This is a genomic window from Candidatus Thalassolituus haligoni (genome assembly GCF_041222825.1).
Taxonomy (GTDB): domain Bacteria; phylum Pseudomonadota; class Gammaproteobacteria; order Pseudomonadales; family Oceanobacteraceae; genus Oceanobacter; species Oceanobacter antarcticus.
This window is the reverse complement of record NZ_CP139482.1, coordinates 679,072-697,694: the sequence shown is the minus strand read 5'-3', so window position 1 is coordinate 697,694 and position 18,623 is coordinate 679,072. Positions and strand designations below refer to the sequence as shown.

The 18,623-nt window shown below is 53.0% G+C and carries 16 protein-coding genes; 7 read left to right on the top strand and 9 right to left on the bottom strand.

From position 1 onward, the window contains the following. Nucleotides 1–17: 17 nt before the first annotated feature. The 3 genes from leuD to SOJ49_RS03100 all read right to left on the bottom strand — a co-directional run bounded on the left by leuD (nucleotide 18) and on the right by SOJ49_RS03100 (nucleotide 2,725). A complete protein-coding gene (gene leuD / locus SOJ49_RS03110; RefSeq protein ID WP_369856769.1) occupies nucleotides 18–653 on the bottom strand; it encodes a 3-isopropylmalate dehydratase small subunit in 636 nt (211 codons plus the stop codon). Then, the gene (gene leuC, locus SOJ49_RS03105; RefSeq protein WP_369856768.1) at nucleotides 646–2,073 is read right to left on the bottom strand and encodes a 3-isopropylmalate dehydratase large subunit; all 1,428 of its coding nucleotides are present in this window, start codon (nucleotides 2,071–2,073) and stop codon (nucleotides 646–648) included. Before leuC ends, leuD begins: the two co-directional genes overlap by 8 nt. A 61-nt stretch (nucleotides 2,074–2,134) precedes the next feature. Beyond that, entirely contained in the window at nucleotides 2,135–2,725 is a 591-nt protein-coding gene (locus SOJ49_RS03100; protein WP_369856767.1) for a MarR family winged helix-turn-helix transcriptional regulator, read from the bottom strand. A 183-nt stretch (nucleotides 2,726–2,908) separates the two neighbouring features. Here SOJ49_RS03100 and SOJ49_RS03095 point away from each other — a divergent pair, with 183 nt between their 5' ends. The 7 genes from SOJ49_RS03095 (at nucleotide 2,909) to SOJ49_RS03065 (ending at nucleotide 10,090) form a co-directional block, all read left to right on the top strand. Beyond that, nucleotides 2,909–4,105 (top strand): 3-hydroxybenzoate 6-monooxygenase, encoded by a 1,197-nt coding sequence (locus SOJ49_RS03095; RefSeq protein ID WP_369856766.1) that lies wholly within the window; start codon nucleotides 2,909–2,911, stop codon nucleotides 4,103–4,105. Nucleotides 4,106–4,174: 69 nt separating this feature from the next. Next, nucleotides 4,175–5,197: a TRAP transporter substrate-binding protein gene (locus tag SOJ49_RS03090; protein WP_369856765.1), complete on the top strand. Its 1,023-nt coding sequence runs from the start codon at nucleotides 4,175–4,177 to the stop codon at nucleotides 5,195–5,197. 16 nt (nucleotides 5,198–5,213) lie between these two features. After that, on the top strand, nucleotides 5,214–5,714 hold the full coding sequence (locus SOJ49_RS03085) for a TRAP transporter small permease (protein WP_369856764.1): 501 nt from the start codon (nucleotides 5,214–5,216) through the stop codon (nucleotides 5,712–5,714). A gap of 4 nt (nucleotides 5,715–5,718) precedes the next feature. Beyond that, nucleotides 5,719–7,008 carry a TRAP transporter large permease gene (locus SOJ49_RS03080; RefSeq protein WP_369856763.1) on the top strand — a complete coding sequence of 430 codons (1,290 nt, stop codon included), beginning with the start codon at nucleotides 5,719–5,721 and terminating at the stop codon, nucleotides 7,006–7,008. 201 nt (nucleotides 7,009–7,209) lie between these two features. Then, nucleotides 7,210–8,271, top strand: a complete 1,062-nt coding sequence (locus tag SOJ49_RS03075; protein ID WP_369856762.1) for a cupin domain-containing protein — start codon at nucleotides 7,210–7,212, stop codon at nucleotides 8,269–8,271. A gap of 107 nt (nucleotides 8,272–8,378) precedes the next feature. Then, a complete protein-coding gene (locus SOJ49_RS03070; protein WP_369856761.1) occupies nucleotides 8,379–9,242 on the top strand; it encodes a fumarylacetoacetate hydrolase family protein in 864 nt (287 codons plus the stop codon). Nucleotides 9,243–9,481: 239 nt separating this feature from the next. After that, nucleotides 9,482–10,090 (top strand): alpha-ketoglutarate-dependent dioxygenase AlkB, encoded by a 609-nt coding sequence (locus tag SOJ49_RS03065; RefSeq protein WP_369856760.1) that lies wholly within the window; start codon nucleotides 9,482–9,484, stop codon nucleotides 10,088–10,090. On the opposite strand, the gene SOJ49_RS03060 is transcribed toward SOJ49_RS03065, so the two are convergent. The 6 genes from SOJ49_RS03060 to SOJ49_RS03035 all read right to left on the bottom strand — a co-directional run bounded on the left by SOJ49_RS03060 (nucleotide 10,082) and on the right by SOJ49_RS03035 (nucleotide 18,623). Beyond that, nucleotides 10,082–11,092 carry a hypothetical protein gene (locus SOJ49_RS03060; protein ID WP_369856759.1) on the bottom strand — a complete coding sequence of 337 codons (1,011 nt, stop codon included), beginning with the start codon at nucleotides 11,090–11,092 and terminating at the stop codon, nucleotides 10,082–10,084. The two genes, SOJ49_RS03065 and SOJ49_RS03060, sit on opposite strands and share 9 nt — an antisense overlap. A gap of 59 nt (nucleotides 11,093–11,151) precedes the next feature. Beyond that, on the bottom strand, nucleotides 11,152–12,018 hold the full coding sequence (locus SOJ49_RS03055) for a cation diffusion facilitator family transporter (protein ID WP_369856758.1): 867 nt from the start codon (nucleotides 12,016–12,018) through the stop codon (nucleotides 11,152–11,154). Between the two features lie 78 nt (nucleotides 12,019–12,096). Beyond that, a complete protein-coding gene (locus SOJ49_RS03050) occupies nucleotides 12,097–13,455 on the bottom strand; it encodes a sensor histidine kinase (RefSeq protein WP_369856757.1) in 1,359 nt (452 codons plus the stop codon). Further along, on the bottom strand, nucleotides 13,455–14,147 hold the full coding sequence (locus SOJ49_RS03045; RefSeq protein WP_369856756.1) for a response regulator transcription factor: 693 nt from the start codon (nucleotides 14,145–14,147) through the stop codon (nucleotides 13,455–13,457). Before SOJ49_RS03045 ends, SOJ49_RS03050 begins: the two co-directional genes overlap by 1 nt. Beyond that, nucleotides 14,141–17,311 carry an efflux RND transporter permease subunit gene (locus tag SOJ49_RS03040; RefSeq protein WP_369856755.1) on the bottom strand — a complete coding sequence of 1,057 codons (3,171 nt, stop codon included), beginning with the start codon at nucleotides 17,309–17,311 and terminating at the stop codon, nucleotides 14,141–14,143. Before SOJ49_RS03040 ends, SOJ49_RS03045 begins: the two co-directional genes overlap by 7 nt. Beyond that, nucleotides 17,304–18,623: an efflux RND transporter periplasmic adaptor subunit gene (locus SOJ49_RS03035; RefSeq protein ID WP_369856754.1), complete on the bottom strand. Its 1,320-nt coding sequence runs from the start codon at nucleotides 18,621–18,623 to the stop codon at nucleotides 17,304–17,306. Before SOJ49_RS03035 ends, SOJ49_RS03040 begins: the two co-directional genes overlap by 8 nt.

Genomic DNA, 18,623 nt, shown 5'->3' with positions numbered 1-18,623 from the left:
ATAGCAACACTGGACAACTAGAATACCCATGGCTCGATTTCGCGGCGACAGGCTTCATAAGCGGCAATAGCCTCTGACTGCTCAAGAGTGATATCAATATCGTCTAATCCAGCCAAAAGCTTGTTTTTCACGACAGATCCAATATCAAATTTTAATGCAGTTCCATCGGGTTTTAATATCGTTTGCGATATCAAATCAATGGTAAGCCAGTAACCCGGCGAAATGTCGACTTCCGAAAAAAGCGTATTGATTTCGAAAGTATCCAATACGATGGGCAACAATCCATTTTTCAAGCAATTGCCAGAGAATATGTCAGCAAAACTGGGCGCCAGTATCGAGCGAATACCAAAGTCTCGCAGTGCCCACGGCGCATGCTCTCTGCTGGAGCCACAACCAAAATTTTCACGGGTAAGTAGGATTTGACTCCCTAGATAGCGGGACTGATTTAACGGGAAATCGGGATTTAATCTGCGTTCTTGATTGTCCAGACCCGGCTGGTGCTGATCTAGATAGCGCAATTCATCGAACAGATTGGGGCCAAAGCCGGTACGACTGATCGATTTCATAAACTGTTTTGGCAGTATTGCATCGGTGTCTATGTTTGCGCGGTTTAACGGAACAACCAGAGACTCAATGCGGGTGAACCTATCCATTTATCAGCTCCTGAGTAATATCCACAAAGTGACCGGCAATGGCCGCTGCTGCTGCCATGGCCGGGCTGACCAGATGAGTACGTCCCCCGGACCCTTGCCGGTCTTCAAAGTTACGGTTAGAAGTCGACGCACACCGTTCACCAGAGGATAAGCGGTCGTCATTCATCCCCAGACACATTGAGCAGCCGGGCTCTCTCCACTCGAACCCGGCATTAGCAAACACGCTATCCAACCCTTCCGCTTCTGCTTGCTCCTTTACCAGGCCGGAGCCTGGTACCACCAAGGCCTGCTTGATCCAGGGTGCAATCTTTTTACCACGTACCATCGCGGCAGCTGCTCGAATATCTTCAATCCGTGCATTAGTGCAAGAGCCGATAAAAATCTTGTCCAGGTAAATGGATTTGACCGGCATGCCTGACTCAAGACCCATATACCCAATGGCTCGTTGTAAACCAGCACGTCGAGTGATATCCGGTTCATCAGCTGCATCCGGTACGTAACCATCAACGGGAACCACCATATCGGGCGAGGTTCCCCAGGTCACCATAGGCTTGATCAACGACGCATCAATAGTCAAAAAAGCATCGAAGATGGCATCGCTATCACTGTTTAATGTCAGCCAATACTCCACCGCATTGATCCAGTCATCGCCTTTGGGGGCGAAGGGTCGGCCATGAATGTAATCAATCGTTTTGTCATCGACAGCAATCAATCCAACTCGGGCACCCGCCTCAATCACCATATTACAAAGTGTCATGCGGGATTCCATCGACAGCGCGGATACGGCTTTACCAATAAACTCGATTGCGTAACCGGTCGCACCAGCGGCGCCTAACCGACGGATCACCTCGAGAATCAAATCCTTTGCCGTGATGCCCGCAGCCAGATCCCCATCAATTTTCACCATCATGGTCTTCGGTTTGTTCAATATCAGGCATTGAGTTGCCAGTACATGCTCCACTTCCGATGTACCAATGCCGAACGCCAGGGCCGCAAAGGCTCCGTGCGTACTGGTATGCGAGTCTCCTGCAACCACCGTCATACCCGGAAGTATCGCCCCTTGTTCCGGCCCTATCACATGAATAATGCCTTGACGATGATCCATCAAACCAAATTTATTCAGACCAAACTCGGTACAATTCTGATCAAGCTGCTCAATCTGGATTTTGGCAAGATTATCCTGAATTGATCCGATCGAGGTTCGTTCACTTGCAAGTGTCGGAACATTATGGTCAACCGTCGCAAGCACACTACCCGGGCGCCATATCTGTCGACCTGACACTCGCAATCCTTCGAACGCTTGCGGGCTTGTGACCTCATAGACAAGATGGCGGTCGATATATATCAGAGATGATCCATCTTCCATCTCGGTCACGACGTGTCGATGCCACAGTTTTTCAAATAACGTTATACAAGCCATAATAGACTCAGCCTCTGATTACAAGAACACCCGACTTATTGGCGAGGGACGATAATATTTATTATTCCGCTGAATCGCTCATCTTCAACTTGAGCGGAACCCGGCTGAATTTATTATTCACATGAACCAGCTTGGATAACAAAGCCATGAAGACATCCTGTTCTTCCGCAGATAACGGGGCTAATAAACGCTGTTGTATTCGAGAAATTTGTTCGACCGTTTTTCTCAACAGTTTATTGCCAGCATCGGTTATATAAAGCTGCTTGACCCGCAAGTTCTCTGGGGGGGTAAGACGCCGAACCAGACCTTTATTTTCCAGTCCTTTCAGCATCGTCGCCACGGTGGAACGATCGATCGCTACTATATTTCCCAGACCTCGTTGATCGATACCTCCATGATCTCTGATGGCCAGCAGTGATGCATATTGAACTGACGTTAAACCATATTTGCCCAGTTCATCAGCAAACAGGGCAACAGAAATCTGGTGAGATCGCCGTATAAGGTGCGCTGGTGCCATATAAATAGCGGCTATCTCCGGAGGCTCTCCAGAGACAGAAATATTGTCCCAAAACTTTACGCTACGCTGCGACGAATCCAGCTGCTCTTCTTCAATGGGCGCATCGGATGCCCACTGATCTGGTGGTGTATGCAAGGCCATTCCCCAAAAAAAATCACAAAGGCAATATTAACCTATTGACATCCCTACCGCAAATTGTCAGCATACTGACAATAAATCATCAGTGTACTGACAGTTTATAGATCATGGTATGACCCGAGCGAAAACAAGCCCTTTCACGTGCGAACCATACGCAACCAGAGACTTCAGGAGAGCTATATGAGCGACGTTATCAATACCGAAATTATTATCGTAGGAGGGGGCATCGGCGGTTTGGCCGCTGCCCTGGCGCTGGCGAACATTGACAAACACGTCTGCGTGCTGGAGCAGGCAGCAGAGATTGCAGAAATCGGTGCCGGGATCCAGCTGGGTCCCAATGTGTACAAGATGTTTGAACGGCTCGGACTGGTGGATGAAATCAACAGCATCTCGTCGTTCCCTGAAAGCCTGATGATGCGTGACAGCATGACCGGTGAATCCGTCATTGAAATACCAGCCGGTAAGCAATTTAAACAGCAATTCGGGTTTCCCTATGCCGTGATTCATCGGGCTGACCTACATGGTGTTTTATTAAAGAAATGCCAAACGTCAGACAAGATCGAACTCCGGACAGGTGCCAAGGTTACCGGGATTGAGGAGTCAGATACCGGCACCAGCGTGACAACAGAACAAGGTTTGCGAGTCAACGGCGATGCGCTTGTCGGAGCCGACGGGATCTGGTCCACCATTCGTCAGCATGTTGTCGGTGATGGTGATGCTCGTGTTTCCGGTCATGTTGCGTACCGGGCCGTTATACGGGCGGAAGATATGCCAGAAGCGCTGCGCTGGAATTCCATGTGCCTCTGGGCTGGAGAAAAGTCTCACCTGGTGCAATATCCAATGCGCGGTGGTGAGCTGTTTAATCTGGTTGCTGTTTTTCACTCAGACAAGTTTACCCAAGGCTGGAATGACTTCGGTGACAACGAAGAGTTGGAGCACCGTTTTGCAGGCAAGTGCCCAGAAGTACTTTCCCTGATTGGCAAAATTGAAAGCTGGCGTATGTGGGTATTAAGCGATCGTGAACCAACCCGTGATTGGGTCAAGGGTCGTATTACATTACTGGGGGATGCCGCACACCCAATGCTTCAGTACCTTGCCCAGGGCGCCAATATGGCCATCGAGGATGCCATTTGTCTCGCCGATATGTTGGTAAATGAGAACGGTGACTATGCCAAGGCATTTATACGTTATCGCGACGCCCGCTACCTCAGGACTACCCGAGTCCAGATGCAGGCCAGGCTCTACGGCGAGATATACCATGCCAGCGGCGCTGTCCGCGATTTCCGTAATGACGAGCTGGCCAGTTGGTCCGATGAAAAATTTTATACCGGGATGTCCTGGCTCTACGACATCAAACCGTCCTGGAGAGATCAATAACTAGCAAAAAAAGATCAATCCAAGCAACAAGATACGCCATTCTATAAATAAAAATAAACGGTGCAGATAATGAAAAAAAGACATCTAAAATTCATCACATTATTAGCGTTAATGCTTTCATTCAACTCTGCTTCTTATGCTGAAACAACAATACTGCGCTACAGCGCCTGGCTGCCAGCAACGTATTTTATGCATAAAAATGCGCTTTATAAGTATTTTGAAGATATTGAGCAGGTCACAGAGGGTCGAGTCAAGGTCGAGATATCCGCTGCTCCATTGGGACCTGCGCCACGAAACTTCCAACTCGCCTTGAGCGGTATCGCTGACATTACCTGGGGTCTGCATGGCTATACACCTGGTACATTTCCATTGAGTGAAATGGTGGAACTTCCTTTTAATTCAACCAATGCCGTCGAAAACTCAGCCGCCTACTGGAAAGTGTTCAAAAAATATTTTGAACCCGCTGGTATGCATAAAGGGGTACACACCCTGACCGTACACACGCAGCCGCCAGGGCAGATATTCAGCTCCAAGCAGGCGATCACCGAAGCCAGTAACTTTGAAGGCCTCAAAATCCGCTCGACCAACAGTGGTGTTGCCGAATCTATTGCTTTACTCGGTGCAGTTCCTCTCGGCATTCCGGTTACTGAAATGCGCGACGCCTTGCACAAAGGCATTGTGGATGGGGTATCGCTGACCGATGAAGCCCTTTACAGCTTCAATATCGACCGTTTGATCAAGCATAAGCTTGAGGTTCCAGGAGGAATGTACAACGCCAGTATGTTTCTTGTCGTGAACCAGAATAAGTGGGATCAAATATCTGCGGCTGACCAGCAGGCCATCACGTCGATCTCAGGAGAAGTGCTCGCCCGTCGTATGGGTCAAGTCTGGCAGGATGAACTGAACCATGCTGCCGCCCAGTTGGCAGCAGATGGCATTGAGAAAAATGTGGCCTCCGGGCCGCTGTTCGAATTCATCCAGTCACGCCTATCCAAACAGGATGCCAATTGGGTGAAAAAAGCCAATGCGCTCAACGTAGACGGTCAGGCTGCACTTGAGATGTATCATGCCGAATCCTCCAGGGGTCAATAACGCAGGGGAACCAGCTATGCATTTTAATACTGCACGAACCATTGCCCGCCAGCTGGAATCCATGGCAGCAGTGGTTGCCGGAACGCTGATATTTCTATTGGTACTTATTACCTTTGTGGATGTTACCGGACGTCAATTCGGGCATCCACTGGCGTTTGCTTTTGAGATCACCCAGCTCACGGTTGGCATCATGTTCTATACCGTTCTGCCGTTGGTTACGCTCAGGCGCGAACACATTACCGTTGACCTGATTGCTATCAACCCTGACTCATTCGGCGTTCGCGTACTGGCTGCCCTGGTCAATTTACTCTGCGTTGGAGCCCTGGCAGTCACTGCCAAGGAGCTCTGGCGGCAGGGTGAGATGCTGGAGATGCTGAATACCGTGACGATGTTTACCCGCTGGCCGGTGGCTCCCTTTGTGTATTTCATGGCAGTGCTGGCGATGTTTACTGCCCTAATATTTGTTGCCTTGGTGGTCATTGACGCCAGGCACGCTCGACGATTCGATAAGGAATAACACAGTGCTTATTTTCTTGGCTTTTGTTGTACTGTTCGCTCTGCTGCTCTGCCGGGTGCCGATTGGATTTGCGCTTGGTTTGGTAGGGACTGGGGGCTTTGCCACGATCGTCGGACTCGAGCCAGCGCTAAGGAGTCTGGGCGGAGTAGCATCCGATACCGTGATGAGCTACGACTTCGCGGTCATCCCCATGTTTATTCTCATGGCCAACCTAATCGGGCGATCCGGCATATCAGACGATCTTTATGCCACGTCCAATGTCTGGTTCGGAGGGGCTCGTGGCGGACTGGCTATTGCCACTATCGCTTCCTGTGGTGGATTCAGTGCAGTTTCCGGATCCAGTCTTGCGACAGCCGCGACAATGGCCAAGGTGGCTATCCCCCCGATGCGTTCCTATCACTACTCAGACACCCTGGCTGCAGGCGCAGTCGCGGCGGGTGGAACACTTGGCATTTTGATCCCGCCCAGTATCGCGCTGGTGCTCTACGGCATCATGACGCAATCGGATATTGGCAAGCTGTTCGCTGCCGGTGTGCTGCCGGGTATTTTGGGAATTGTGCTGTACATGGCCGCAATCGCCATCTGGGTGCGTATCGATCCCGATATAGGGCCTGCGGCTAAAAAACACAGTTTTCCCGAAAAAATAGCATCTCTCCGTGGTGTGATCGGTATCCTGGCCTTGTTCACGCTAGTAATGGGTGGGCTTTATGTCGGCTTATTCACTCCAACCGAGGCGGCGGGTATAGGATCCTGCGGCGCTCTGTTGATCACCACCCTGCGCGGGCGCTTCAACTGGAAGGAATTCCTGGAGGTGATTTATACCTCTGCTCGCACCTCAGTCACCTTGTTGACGATATTGATCGGTGCCATGTTGTTTGCCAATTTTATCAACGTTGCACGATTGCCGCAGACGATCGGAGATTGGGTTTCTGGATTGGAACTGGCACCTATTTATGTGATTCTCGTGATTGTCGCCGTGTACGTAATCCTGGGTTGTTTTCTAGAATCACTGTCGATGATGTTACTGACCGTGCCTATATTTTACCCTATCGTTGAGATGATGGGTTATGACCTTATATGGTTTGGCATTCTCGTCATTGTGGTCATTGAAATCAGCATGATAACGCCACCAATCGGGATCAACATATTCGTATTACGCAGCGTATTACCAGACATACCGACAAAAACCATTTTTAAAGGCGTCATACCTTTTATCTCTGCTGATCTGGCACGAATATCATTATTGATTATTTTCCCGGCAATTTCACTATGGCTACCATCTTTAATGAGGTAAAACCACCAACTACTGATCCATATCAATATATTTCTGGCATATCAATCCGGTCAGCTACTATCGCTATAGCTGACGTTTTGCTTGGTATGTCTGACAAAGATAAAAAATGGGCTACTGATTTCAACCAGGATTAACAGTAAAGAAAGCAGAACAATAAAAACCCGCACTGATAGCAACCATCACAGCCGGAGGAAATATGTAATGGCATCGTTTGATTCGCTAACTAACGCTGACAAGCAAAATTTTTATCAAGAGCTAGATCCCGTTTCACTGGCACCTCTCTGGGAGGTTATGAAAGGCCTGGTTCCTTTTGAACCGACAAACAAGGCCGTTCCCTACGCCTGGCACTATGAGCAGATGCGTCCGTTATTGATGAAATCAGGGGAGTTGTTGACAGCAGCAGAAGCCGAACGCCGCGTATTGGTGTTTGAAAATCCATCCTTTCGGGGACAGTCTATTGTCAACTCGACCTTGTATGCTGGTATTCAGCTTATCCTGCCTGGAGAGACGGCTCCAGCCCACAAACATACCGCTGGTGCCTTGCGTTTCGTACTCGAAAGCGAGGGCGGCTATACCTCGGTAAACGGTGAAAGAACCACCATGCATCGTGGCGATCTGGTTCTGACACCCAGTGGTACTTTCCACGATCACGGCCATGATGGAGAAGGGCCCGTTATTTGGATCGATGGATTGGATGTGCCCATTGTGAATTATTTCCAGTGTGGCTTCAGTGCCCAACTTGATACCGAACGGCAACTAATAACCAAGGTAGAAGGCTATTCGGGTGCAGCGTTTGGTTCAGGCATGACGCCTTTTGAACCCAGATCTCCATTTGGATCAACATCGCCTATATTTTCTTATCCCTATTCGCGCGCACGGGCAGCATTGTTAGCAATAACGGAATCAGAAAAACCTGATCCGCACTGGGGATATGTACTCAAGTATGCGAATCCGTTAACTGGCGACTGGATTATGCCAACAATGGCAGCCTGGTTAGCATATATCCCAGACCAGATGATCACGCAAAAATACAGAACAACAGACAACCAGGTACTGGTTGTCTCAGAAGGTACTGTGCAGGTGGATATTGGCGATGAAACCTTTGAGCTAGGCCAGAACGACGTGATGGCTCTGCCCGGCTGGACCTGGCGCCAGTTTCATGCCAGTGAAGATTCCGTATTGTTTTTCTTCTCCGATCGCAGCGCGCAGGAGAAGCTGGGTATTTGGCAAGAGCAAAAGGGAGGAGCAGAAACTCAACTATAAAGCCGGCCACGATTTATCGTTATATGAACTCACTCATCGTGGCAAATCAGGGGCTTTATATGGCGTCGTGCCACTAACGAATCTTTAAACTCCGAGAGGAATCCAAAATGCGCATTTGTTTCTTTAATGACCAACGTCTGGGGCTCGTCGATAACAACCAGGTACGAGACATCAGCGAAATATTGAAAGAGTTCCCGGCTCATGCTTATCCCTACCCCAGGCATGACCTGCTTATTGCTGCATTACCGGAGCTGCATGACAAGATCACTGCTCTCGCAGCAACTGCACCGGCTATTGCCCTGGATCAGGTGACCCTGTTAAGCCCGGTACAAAATCCAGGCAAGATTGTTGCTGCACCGGTCAACTACCAAAAGCATCTGGAAGAAGCGATCGAGGATACCGCCACCTTCTCGCGCGCCCACGTGCGGAAAATCCAGGAAACCGGATTATTTCTCAAAGCAACACATTCTCTGGTAGGTGCCAGCGAAGGCATTGAACTTCAATTGCTGGAGCGCCGTACCGACCATGAAATCGAACTCGCGGTCATCATTGGTAAAACATGCCGGAATGTGGACTATGAAGATGCCTTGGCGCAGGTGGCAGGCTACTGCATTGGCCTGGACATTACCATTCGAGGCCCGGAAGAACGCAGCCTGCGGAAGTCGCTGGACACATATACCGTGCTCGGCCCCTGGTTAGTAACGGCTGACGAGCTAAGCGATCCATCGCAACTCGAAATGACATTATTGGTCAATGATGAACAACGTCAGCATGCCAATACCAGAGATCTGATTCTGGATGTCGCAGACCTGATTGTTTTTGCATCCAAGTTCTACACCTTGGAACCGGGAGATATTTTACTGACCGGCACTCCTGAAGGTGTCGCGCCCATTCATCCCGGTGACAAGCTCTGCGCCAGTATCGACAAGATCGGCACCATGGACGTAGAAGTAAAACCGATAGTTTCATAAAGTCATTTAGCGGCCGTAAACGCTCCGCCAGACCAACACCCATCCTCTTTGACAACGAGTGATGGGTGCAGCTTAATAGCAAAAGTCGGCTTGTGTTCAAACGCAGAATTTCAAACCAAGGATTTTCAGGGTATACCCGGATATTTTTAACTCCGTAATTTCGAGCGCAGTCATTTATAGATGTACACTGCCACCGCCGCAGCCCTGTGCCAATAAGGAGGCTGGAGGAAAATATCAGCATGTTATTGCTTTCCGGAATGACGCCAGAGCAGCTCCTCGACGGTCAGCTAAGTTACTACCCTGAGCTTATCCGCGATTCCGACACGTTGCTGCAAATCCTGCTCTCCGAACTGCCCTGGCACTCTGACTCAATCCGGGTTTATGGCAAGGAACACACGATTCCCCGACGGCAATGCTGGCTTGGCGACACCGGACTGAACTACACCTACTCAGGCAAAACCCTGCAACCGTTGGCCTGGCATCCACGGTTAAAAACACTTAACCACGAGCTGAACCAGGCATTGGGTCTGGCTAATAATTCGGTGTTATGCAATCTCTACCGTAATGGTCAGGATACAATGGGCTGGCACAGCGATGATGAACCGGAACTCGGCCCAGCGCCGGTAGTCGTGTCGGTCAGTCTCGGGGCCGAGCGGGATTTCGCCCTGCGGCGTAAAGGACAATCCAGGATGTATGGCAAACTGCCGCTGGCTCATGGCTCGGTACTGGTGATGAACGCCGGTATGCAAACTTGCTGGCAGCACGCCCTGCCACGTCGGGCAGGTATTGAGGCGGCCAGAATCAACCTGACCTTTCGCTGCCTGGCCAATCCCGCGCCGTTATTTTGAAATCACGCTTTCGATACGAAACATGATTACGGGGGTGGTTTCATAATCCTTGTCCCGCTCCCACACCAGCTCCGGGGCAAACTCAGCAAACACCCAATCCTTGTAGATCTGGCGACGATAACGCACGCTGACACTGTAGTTGTAAAAACTGGGATATCCCTCGGTATCACCACTGGCACCGGCGATATAACCCAATGCGGCTCGACGGCTGAGTTCGTGGTACAAGCCGCCACTGTAGGACAGCTTAAAATAATCGTCGTTAAGCAAATAAGCGGCTTTGGCGTTGATCCGGAACAGCTTCTCGATATTGAGGGGGTAGTTCATTTGCAGACTGGTGTCTTCTCCCCAGCCCTTGGTAGCGTAGTAAGACAGGGTCTGGGTTGCTTTTACTTCCCATTCGGCAAAATAGCCGTAGCGCCTGGCCCGGAGACGAGTAAACGGATCGGGGGGTAACCCCCAGCGAACACCGGTATCAATGTCGGTCTTCCAGCGTTCACTCTCCTGCAGAATAAACCGCAACGCGGCGGAGTAATGATTGTTTTCAATACTTTCCAGCGGGTCGGCTTCACGCGCTTCCTCGTCTTCCGATTGCAACAGCAAATTCAACCGCTCGCTGATATTCGGTAACTCCAGATTCACGCTGATTCCGAATTTATAATCCACTGGATCGCCCAGCTCGCGCCGGGTATAAAACGACAGCTTGGCACGGCTGCCCTTGACGTCATCTTCGAGAATGTTTTCACTAAAAAAGGTATCGACAAAAAAGCTGTCGAGGCCACCCGACAGGTTATCCAGATAACTGGCCAGCCACTCTCGGGAGCGGTTCACCATATCGTCCGTCACCTTCGTTTCTGCGGTATAGGGTTCGCTGGCTGAGGCTTCATTGGCCTCCGCGGACAAGGTTTCCTGGCCAGCGCGGAGATAGGGTTCCGATGTCAATGCCTTAACCGGTGCTGCGGTTAACAGGCTGATCCCGAGGATGATTGCCCAGCGTCCGTGCATGCGGTCACTCCCTGTCATTCCTGGACATAGCCAGAGTTTACACAAGCCCTGACAGCCTGCTAAACCGGATCATGATGAATCAGTACCTCGGCACGGGGGAAGCGCGCCAGAATCGCGGCTTCAACCTGATCGCCAATCGCATGGGCACGGCTCAGGGTCTGGTCGCCATCCATATCCAGATGCAGCTGGATAAATTGTACCGCTCCGGCCTGACGGGTTTTCAGGTCATGCAAACCACGCACACCGTCAATAGCTCGAATCAGCTGTTGTAATTCCACTTCTTCTGTCTCGGGCATAGACTGATCCATCAGCACCACCAGCGCTTCCTGGATAATGTCGTAAACGCTGCGCACCAGCACCAGTGCAATCACCAGTGCAATCACAGGATCCAGCCAATATTGTCCGAACCAGGCAGCAACCAGAGCAACCACCACCGCCAGACTGGTGAGAATATCGCCATAATAGTGGGCTGAATCTGCCTTGACTGCGAGGGAGCCGGTCTTGCGTACGACCCAGCGCTGATAGAGCACCAGCGCGGTAGTGAGGGCGGTGGAAAACAGCATAACGCCGATACTTTCACCCACCGCCTTGAGCGGTTGAGGATCCACCAGCCGATCGGTGACGTGCAGCAACAAGGCCACGACCGAACCCAGAATAAACGCGGACTGCACCAGAGCTGCCAGTCCCTCAGCCTTGCTGTGCCCAAATGGATGATCATCATCCGCTGGCATCAGCGCGTAACGCACAGCAAAATAGTTCACCACGGACGCGGCAATATCCATCAGCGAATCAAGCAGCGACGACAGCACACTGGTCGAGTCGCTCACGCTCCAGGCGCCGAGTTTGGCCACCAGCAAAACCACTGCTGTTGCAATGGATGCCATAGCTGCACGCTTGATCAGTATGGCATCGGGTTGATAAGACATAAGTGCCAACCTTTAACATGATCGGCTGATTATGCCAGAGAACCTGCTCAGGTGGTGGCCCGGCAGCAAATTAGCCACTCAGGCACATGGTCGCTGACCATCGGCAGCACAGGTATTAGCGAGGGCGATATCGAGTGTCACGCGGTGGCCATCCGGCTCCGCAACGTTCTGGTAGTGCCAGTTCAACCGCGCCGTCAGTTGCCGGGTGAGCTGCAACCCGAGACCAAACCCCTGATCCTGGTACCTGCCATCATCGGGATGATTGTCACCGCCTGCCTGGCGAAAATCATCAGCGGCCTGTTTATCGTAGTTGTTCACCACAATCCGGCTGCCCTGCTGGTTAATCTCGACACGGCCTTCCCAGGTATGCTGAAAGGCATTACGCAAGATATTGCCCAGCACAATCCGTAATGGTGTTTCTGGCAGGCAGGCCTGCCAGTCATTGTCGGTTGTAACCACCAGCTCGATGGCCTTGTTGTTTAACAAAAATGTCAGCTCGTCGACCAGCTGGCGGAGTAATACGCCAGGTGCGACCTGCCGGGTTGGCAGACTGCCCATATCATCGCGACTGAGCCAAAGCAGGGTTTCGGTCAATTGGGCCATGGTCACTCCGGCGCGTTCCAGTCGTTCTACGGTCGCCAACACCCGTCCATCGTCGAGCGGGGTATGACGTTCGGTCAGACGCCGGAGCAACTCGGTATTGGTACGCACCACCGCAATCGGAGTGCGCAACTCATGACTGGCGTGACGTAAAAACGCCTGCTCGCGATTCAGCGTCTGCTGCACACGAGTCAGGCTACCGTGCATCAGTCCGGCCAGCTCGTTCAGTTCCGAATAACCAAAATCCGGCACCGGTTGCTGTAACCGGTCGGCATCCAGTGCGCGGGTCCAGTCCAGCAAGCGCCCTGCAGGGCGGGACAAAAACCGGTACAGCAACACCGCAATACCGATAATCAGCGCCATGGTCGCCGCCAGAATCAACTGCAGTCGCTGGCGACTGCTGTCGATCTGGGTACTGACCAGCGATGAGCTGGTTGAACGCTCCAGTGTCCGGCTGATATACCAGTCTTGCTGTTGGCCATCCCGTATCAGCGAGTAGCGCATCAGAAAATGGATCTGGTGAGGCTCCGTACCCAAGCGGGTATTGTGACGCTTATACAACACCCCCGCTTGCTCAGGAATGTGCTGGAATATCTGCTGTGTTGCTGGCGGGAGCTGCTGCCAGTCCGGGGCAACATAAAACTCATTGTACTGGCCAGCGGCAGGAGGCTGCTTTGCAGACGACAGCTGCTGCAGGGTGTGCTCCATATCCCGTATCAACACCACATCCATACCACGAATCATGTACTGGACGCTGAGCATGGAATAGCCCACGGCCAACAACAGACCAAGCAATATAAATGCCGCCACCAGCAACCATTTCAGACTGATACGCATCAGCTCTGCTGCCCGTCGTTCGCATTGGGCACGCGCAAAGCGATGCCCTGCCCTGCCAGGGTATACATCAGCGGCACTCCCACGCTACCGTCAACGGCCTTGCGCAAATTAAACAGGTGCACCTTGAGACTGTTGCTGTCAGGGGTTTCGTCGCCCCACACTGCTTGTGCCAGCTGACGTCGGGTGACAACGGTAGGAGATGCCCGTAACAGGGTTTCCAGCAAGATCCAGCCGGTGGGCGACAGTCGAATCTCGCGGCCACTGCGAGTCACCGAGCGACGACCAAGATCCATCACCAGATCAGCGCACTCCAGACGCGTGACCTGACCACTGCGCCGTCGGGCCAAGGCCTGCACCCGCATCACCAGCTCGCTCATTTCAAATGGCTTGACCAGATAATCATCGGTACCGGCCTGAAAACCATCCCGTTTATCGGTAAGCTGATCACGGGCAGTCAACATCAGGATCGGCGTATCGTTGCCCAGCTGCCGCAATCGCTGGCAGACACTGAGGCCATCCAGCCGGGGCAGGTTCAGATCCAGTAACAATACAGAATAGTGATTTTGTGCCATCAGCGTCAGCCCGGCCACGCCATTACTGGCGTGATCGCACTGAATATCTTCCAGCAGCAGATAGTCGACCAGTGTCGCGGCAAGATCGAGATCATCCTCCACCAGCAAGACACTCAGCACGGCTTGTCTCCTGCGGGGTCAGTCTCGTCTGGCGAATCAGCACGGCCACCAAAACGCTGCTTGAGTGCCGCCAGCAGATCAATCGCATCGTGCTGCACCGCCAGCAAGGCCGGAATCAGGATCAGGGTAATCACTGTCGCAAACAGAATGCCGTATCCCAGGGAAACAGCGGCCGGAATCAGGAACTGGGCTTGCATATCGGTTTCTCCCAACAGCGGCGCCAGACCGGCAAAGGTCGTCACCGAGGTTAACAATACCGCCCGTAAACGATCCCGACAGGCCAGACTGATGGCACTATTGTAGTGAGCGGCATCCGGTTTGAGTTCGTTAAAACGGGACACCAGCAACAGACTGTCATTCACCACCACCCCGCTCAACGCGATGATGCCAAAAAACGACTGAATGGTCAGCGATAGCCCGGTTACCCAGTGCCCCAAAATTGCCCCCATCACCCCGAACGGAATCGCCGTCATGATAATCACCGGCTGCACATAGGACTGCAGCGGCACCGCCAGCAGGATGTAGATCACCAGCATGGCAACAATAAACAGCGAAGTCATGCTCGACTGGGTAGTGGCCTGCTCTTCTGCCTCACCGGCAAAATGCACATCCAGCCCCGGATACTGTTTTTGCAGCTGCGGCGCGACATCGCGCTTGAGCAAGCTGACCAGCTCGGTCGATGACAATACGCTCTTGTCGACATCAGCAGTCAAGTAAACCGCACGCTTACCGTCAATCCGGGTGATCGTGTCACGAGAATAACCATAGCTGATGGTTGCCACCGCAGACAGTGGCACCACGGTGCCATCGGCAGTCCGCACCCGCGCACTCAGAACATCCGCCGGATTCTGACGATCCGACACGGGATAACGAACCTTCACTTCCATTTCATCACTGCCACGCTGATAGCGCTGTACCACCTGGCCACTGAAGGCCTGTAATACTTGCTGCGCCAGCATGGCGGTGGTCAGCCCCAGTGCCTCACCCTGGGCATTCAGCCGCAAACTGACCTGGGGCTGGGTCGGATCCAGATTATCTTCCACGCCGCTGACACCGGGAATGGCCATTAACCGCTCACGAAAGGCCTCGCCAGCTCCTTCCAGAACATCATCGGCACTGGCGCGCAATTCAACCCGCAAGGCCGAAATAGATTCATGACGGCTCTGGATACGCAGCGTTCTTACTCCTTCCGGCGTACCGGCCAGCGCCTTCCACTGCCGGGTGAATTCACCAATCCGGTAAGGGGCGTTTTCAGCCAGCTCAATGGTCAGCGAGCCAGACTGATCGGCCTGGGACAGTACCTGGATATGGGCAATTCCATGACCTCCCAGCGCTTGATCGACCTCATAGGCCTGTTGCTCCAGAGTCAATAAATGGCTGTGGGTCAAGCCATAGCTGGCGTCCTGTTGCATGGTCAGTGAAGCACGAACCGTATCGCCTTCCACATCCGGGAAAAAGCTGACCCGTACTGCCCCGGTAAATGGCATCCCCAGCACCAGTACAAACACACCGGCAAACGCCACAATCACCGCATAACGTTGCGCCAGTGCGGCATCAATCAGCTGGCGGTATACCCGTTCGCTGAACCATTGCAAGCCCACATCACAGCCGTGTTGTATTTTCCCCCACCCCTTGGACAGCAGGTTACGACGCAGTCGCTTGCGGGTATTCAGATGCGCCAGGTGGGCTGGCAGAATCAGCTTCGACTCCACCAGCGACAGCAACAGGCAAATAGTGACTACGCTGGCAAACTGGCTATAGACCTGGCCCAGACGCCCCTCGATATGCGACAGCGAATAAAACGCCGCCACCGTGGTAAACACCCCGAACAGGGTGGGAACGGCAACGCGCAAGGTACCGCTAATGGTGTTTTTTAACGCATCACCGTGCCGACTTCGTTCGGTGTAGACACTTTCGCCCACCACTACGGCATCATCCACCACAATACCGAGCGCCATAATAAAACCGAAAGTGGTGAAGGCGTTGAGCGATAATCCCGCCCAGCTGTCGCCCATAAAATACAGCGTGCCAAAAAAGATAAACGGCAATCCCATCGCCACCCAAAAGGCGACCGTCACGTTCAGAAACAACGCCAGCAACAGGAACACCATCAGCACACCGGTAATCGCATTTCTGACCAGCAGCGACAGACGACTATTGATCGATTCACTGCGGTCGTACCAGGTATCCAGCGCCACCGAGGGTGGAATGCGGCCGGTTTCCTGCCACTGCGCTACCACTGCACGTGCCGCCACGACGGAATCGCTGATATCATCCTGACCAGTCGTAATGACTTGCAGGGCAATACTGTTCTGACCCTGGAAACGGGACAGTACCACCGAGTCTTCGTCGTAGGTATCACGCACGCTGGCCACGTCACCGAGCAGCAGCTGACGACCACTGGCCAGACTGATCAGTGGTAATTGTTCAAAGGCGGTGACATCGTAAGCCTGCTCCGATGCCTGCAACTGTAAGTACAGTTGCTCGCTCTTCAATACCGCCGTCATACTGGTCGACGAGCCAGAATTCACCGCATCCTCAACGTCCGACAGACTCAAGCCATAAGCCTGCAAGCGGCCCTCATCAATTTCGACCACCATCTGCGGATCACGCCAGCCCGATTCCGACACTCGGCTGATCTCGGAACGTGCCAATAAATCGGATTTCAGTTCCTTGCCCAGCAGTTGCAAGGTATGGCGATCCACATCGCCATAGAGCTGAATCCACAACGAGTGCTCTTCCCGCTGGGCCTTGGCTATCACCGGATTCTTGGCATCCACCGGAAAGGTTGAAATACCATCCACTTCGGCACGGACATCGCGCAGCAAGGTATCCAGATCGTAGTCCGATTTGCGCTCTATCGTGACGGTGGCACCGCTGCCGGTCGAACTGGAAGTAATCGACTCAATCCCCATCACCCCTTCCAGCGCTTCCTCAATCTTGATCGCCAGACCTTCTTCGGACTGCACCGCCGAACCACTGCTGTAACTGACCGACACCGTTACCTCATCTGGCTCCATGCTCGGAAAGGCTTCCTTGCGCAGCTGGGTCGCCTGCAGCAAGCCCAATACAATCACCAACCCCATCAGCAAATTGGCCGCCACCGGGTTGCAGGCAAACCAGCCGATCAGACCACCCGAGGATGGTTTGCTGAGGTTACTCATACGACGACACCCCACCCTGTTTTGGCTTGTCCGCTTGCAGGCCAGATTCTCCTGTTTTCACCACCACCGGCACCACCTGACTCTTTTCAGCGTAGCTCGACAGCGGTTGCACCACCACCTGACGCAGCCCAGACAAGCCGTCGGGCACCTGTACGTAGATGGAATGGGCATCGCTGAACAGGGTATTGGCGACGTATTTTTCCAGCTGATGACTGCCGTTGACCAACCAGATTTCGCCACGCTGGCTCAGTGCTGAAGCGGGTAATTTCCACAGCTGATCCACCGCCTTGCCCGACAGCGCGACTTTGACAAACATGCCGGGCTGTAACATCGGCGTTTGTTCCAGCGGTTTTGCAACCGCCACAATCAGTGCTCGCTGCCGTGTTGCCTCATCCAGATGCTGTTGCGCCCGAATCACCACGCCCTGCCATTGGCCGGAAGATTCCACCGACGTCAGTGTCACCGGCCAGTCTCCGCTCAGTAACTCATCAACACCGGGTAACATTTCCCATTCCCGCTCGGACAGGGCAACGGCAATTTCTACCCGATCGGTGCTGTACAGTGTTGCCACCGCGCCACCCGCACTGATATAGCCACCCGGACTGACCAGGCGTTCGATAATCAGGGCATCAAACGGCGTGCTAATACGCGTCCAGGACAGCCGCTTGCGAGCAGAAATCAAGGCCGCTTGAGCATTGTTCAACGCCGCTTCCGCCGCCGCCAATTGTGGTTCGCGCAGCAACAGTGGCGAATCCGGCTCCCCCGCCAGGCCAGCGGCTTGCCATTCTTCCCGTGCCTGATCCACTTCGCGCTGTTCTTCCAGTAACGCCAGACTGGCATCAGCCACGGCTTGCTCAGCAACCGCCACTTCGGCCTTGTAACTGCTGTCTTCCAGCGTCGCCAGCACCGTCCCTTTTGGCACACGGCGGCCACTGTCAAAAACAGCAGCGGTCTGTTCGATATCACCGGCCACCTTGGCGGTAAGGCTTAATTCAAAATGCGCCTCGGCAGAGCCATAGCCAGATAACTCGGCTTGATACTGGCCTGCCGACACTTCTACCACTCGAACGCTGGCAGCGGCGACGGTTGAGGTCTCAGCGGACGGTGGTGCGATCTCAGGTGCAGCCGCTGTTTCAGCGTCTGGTTCAGCGCCTTGAGCGGCACTCTTGTCGTCTCCCTGTCCGGGCATGGGACGGTTGTCCTGCTGATTCATTTTGTAGCTATTCCAGGCCACGACGGCGCCAACAAAGGCGACGGCCACAGCGAACCAGATCAGTTTGCGCCAGCCAGTGTGAGTCAAGTTAGCGCTCAT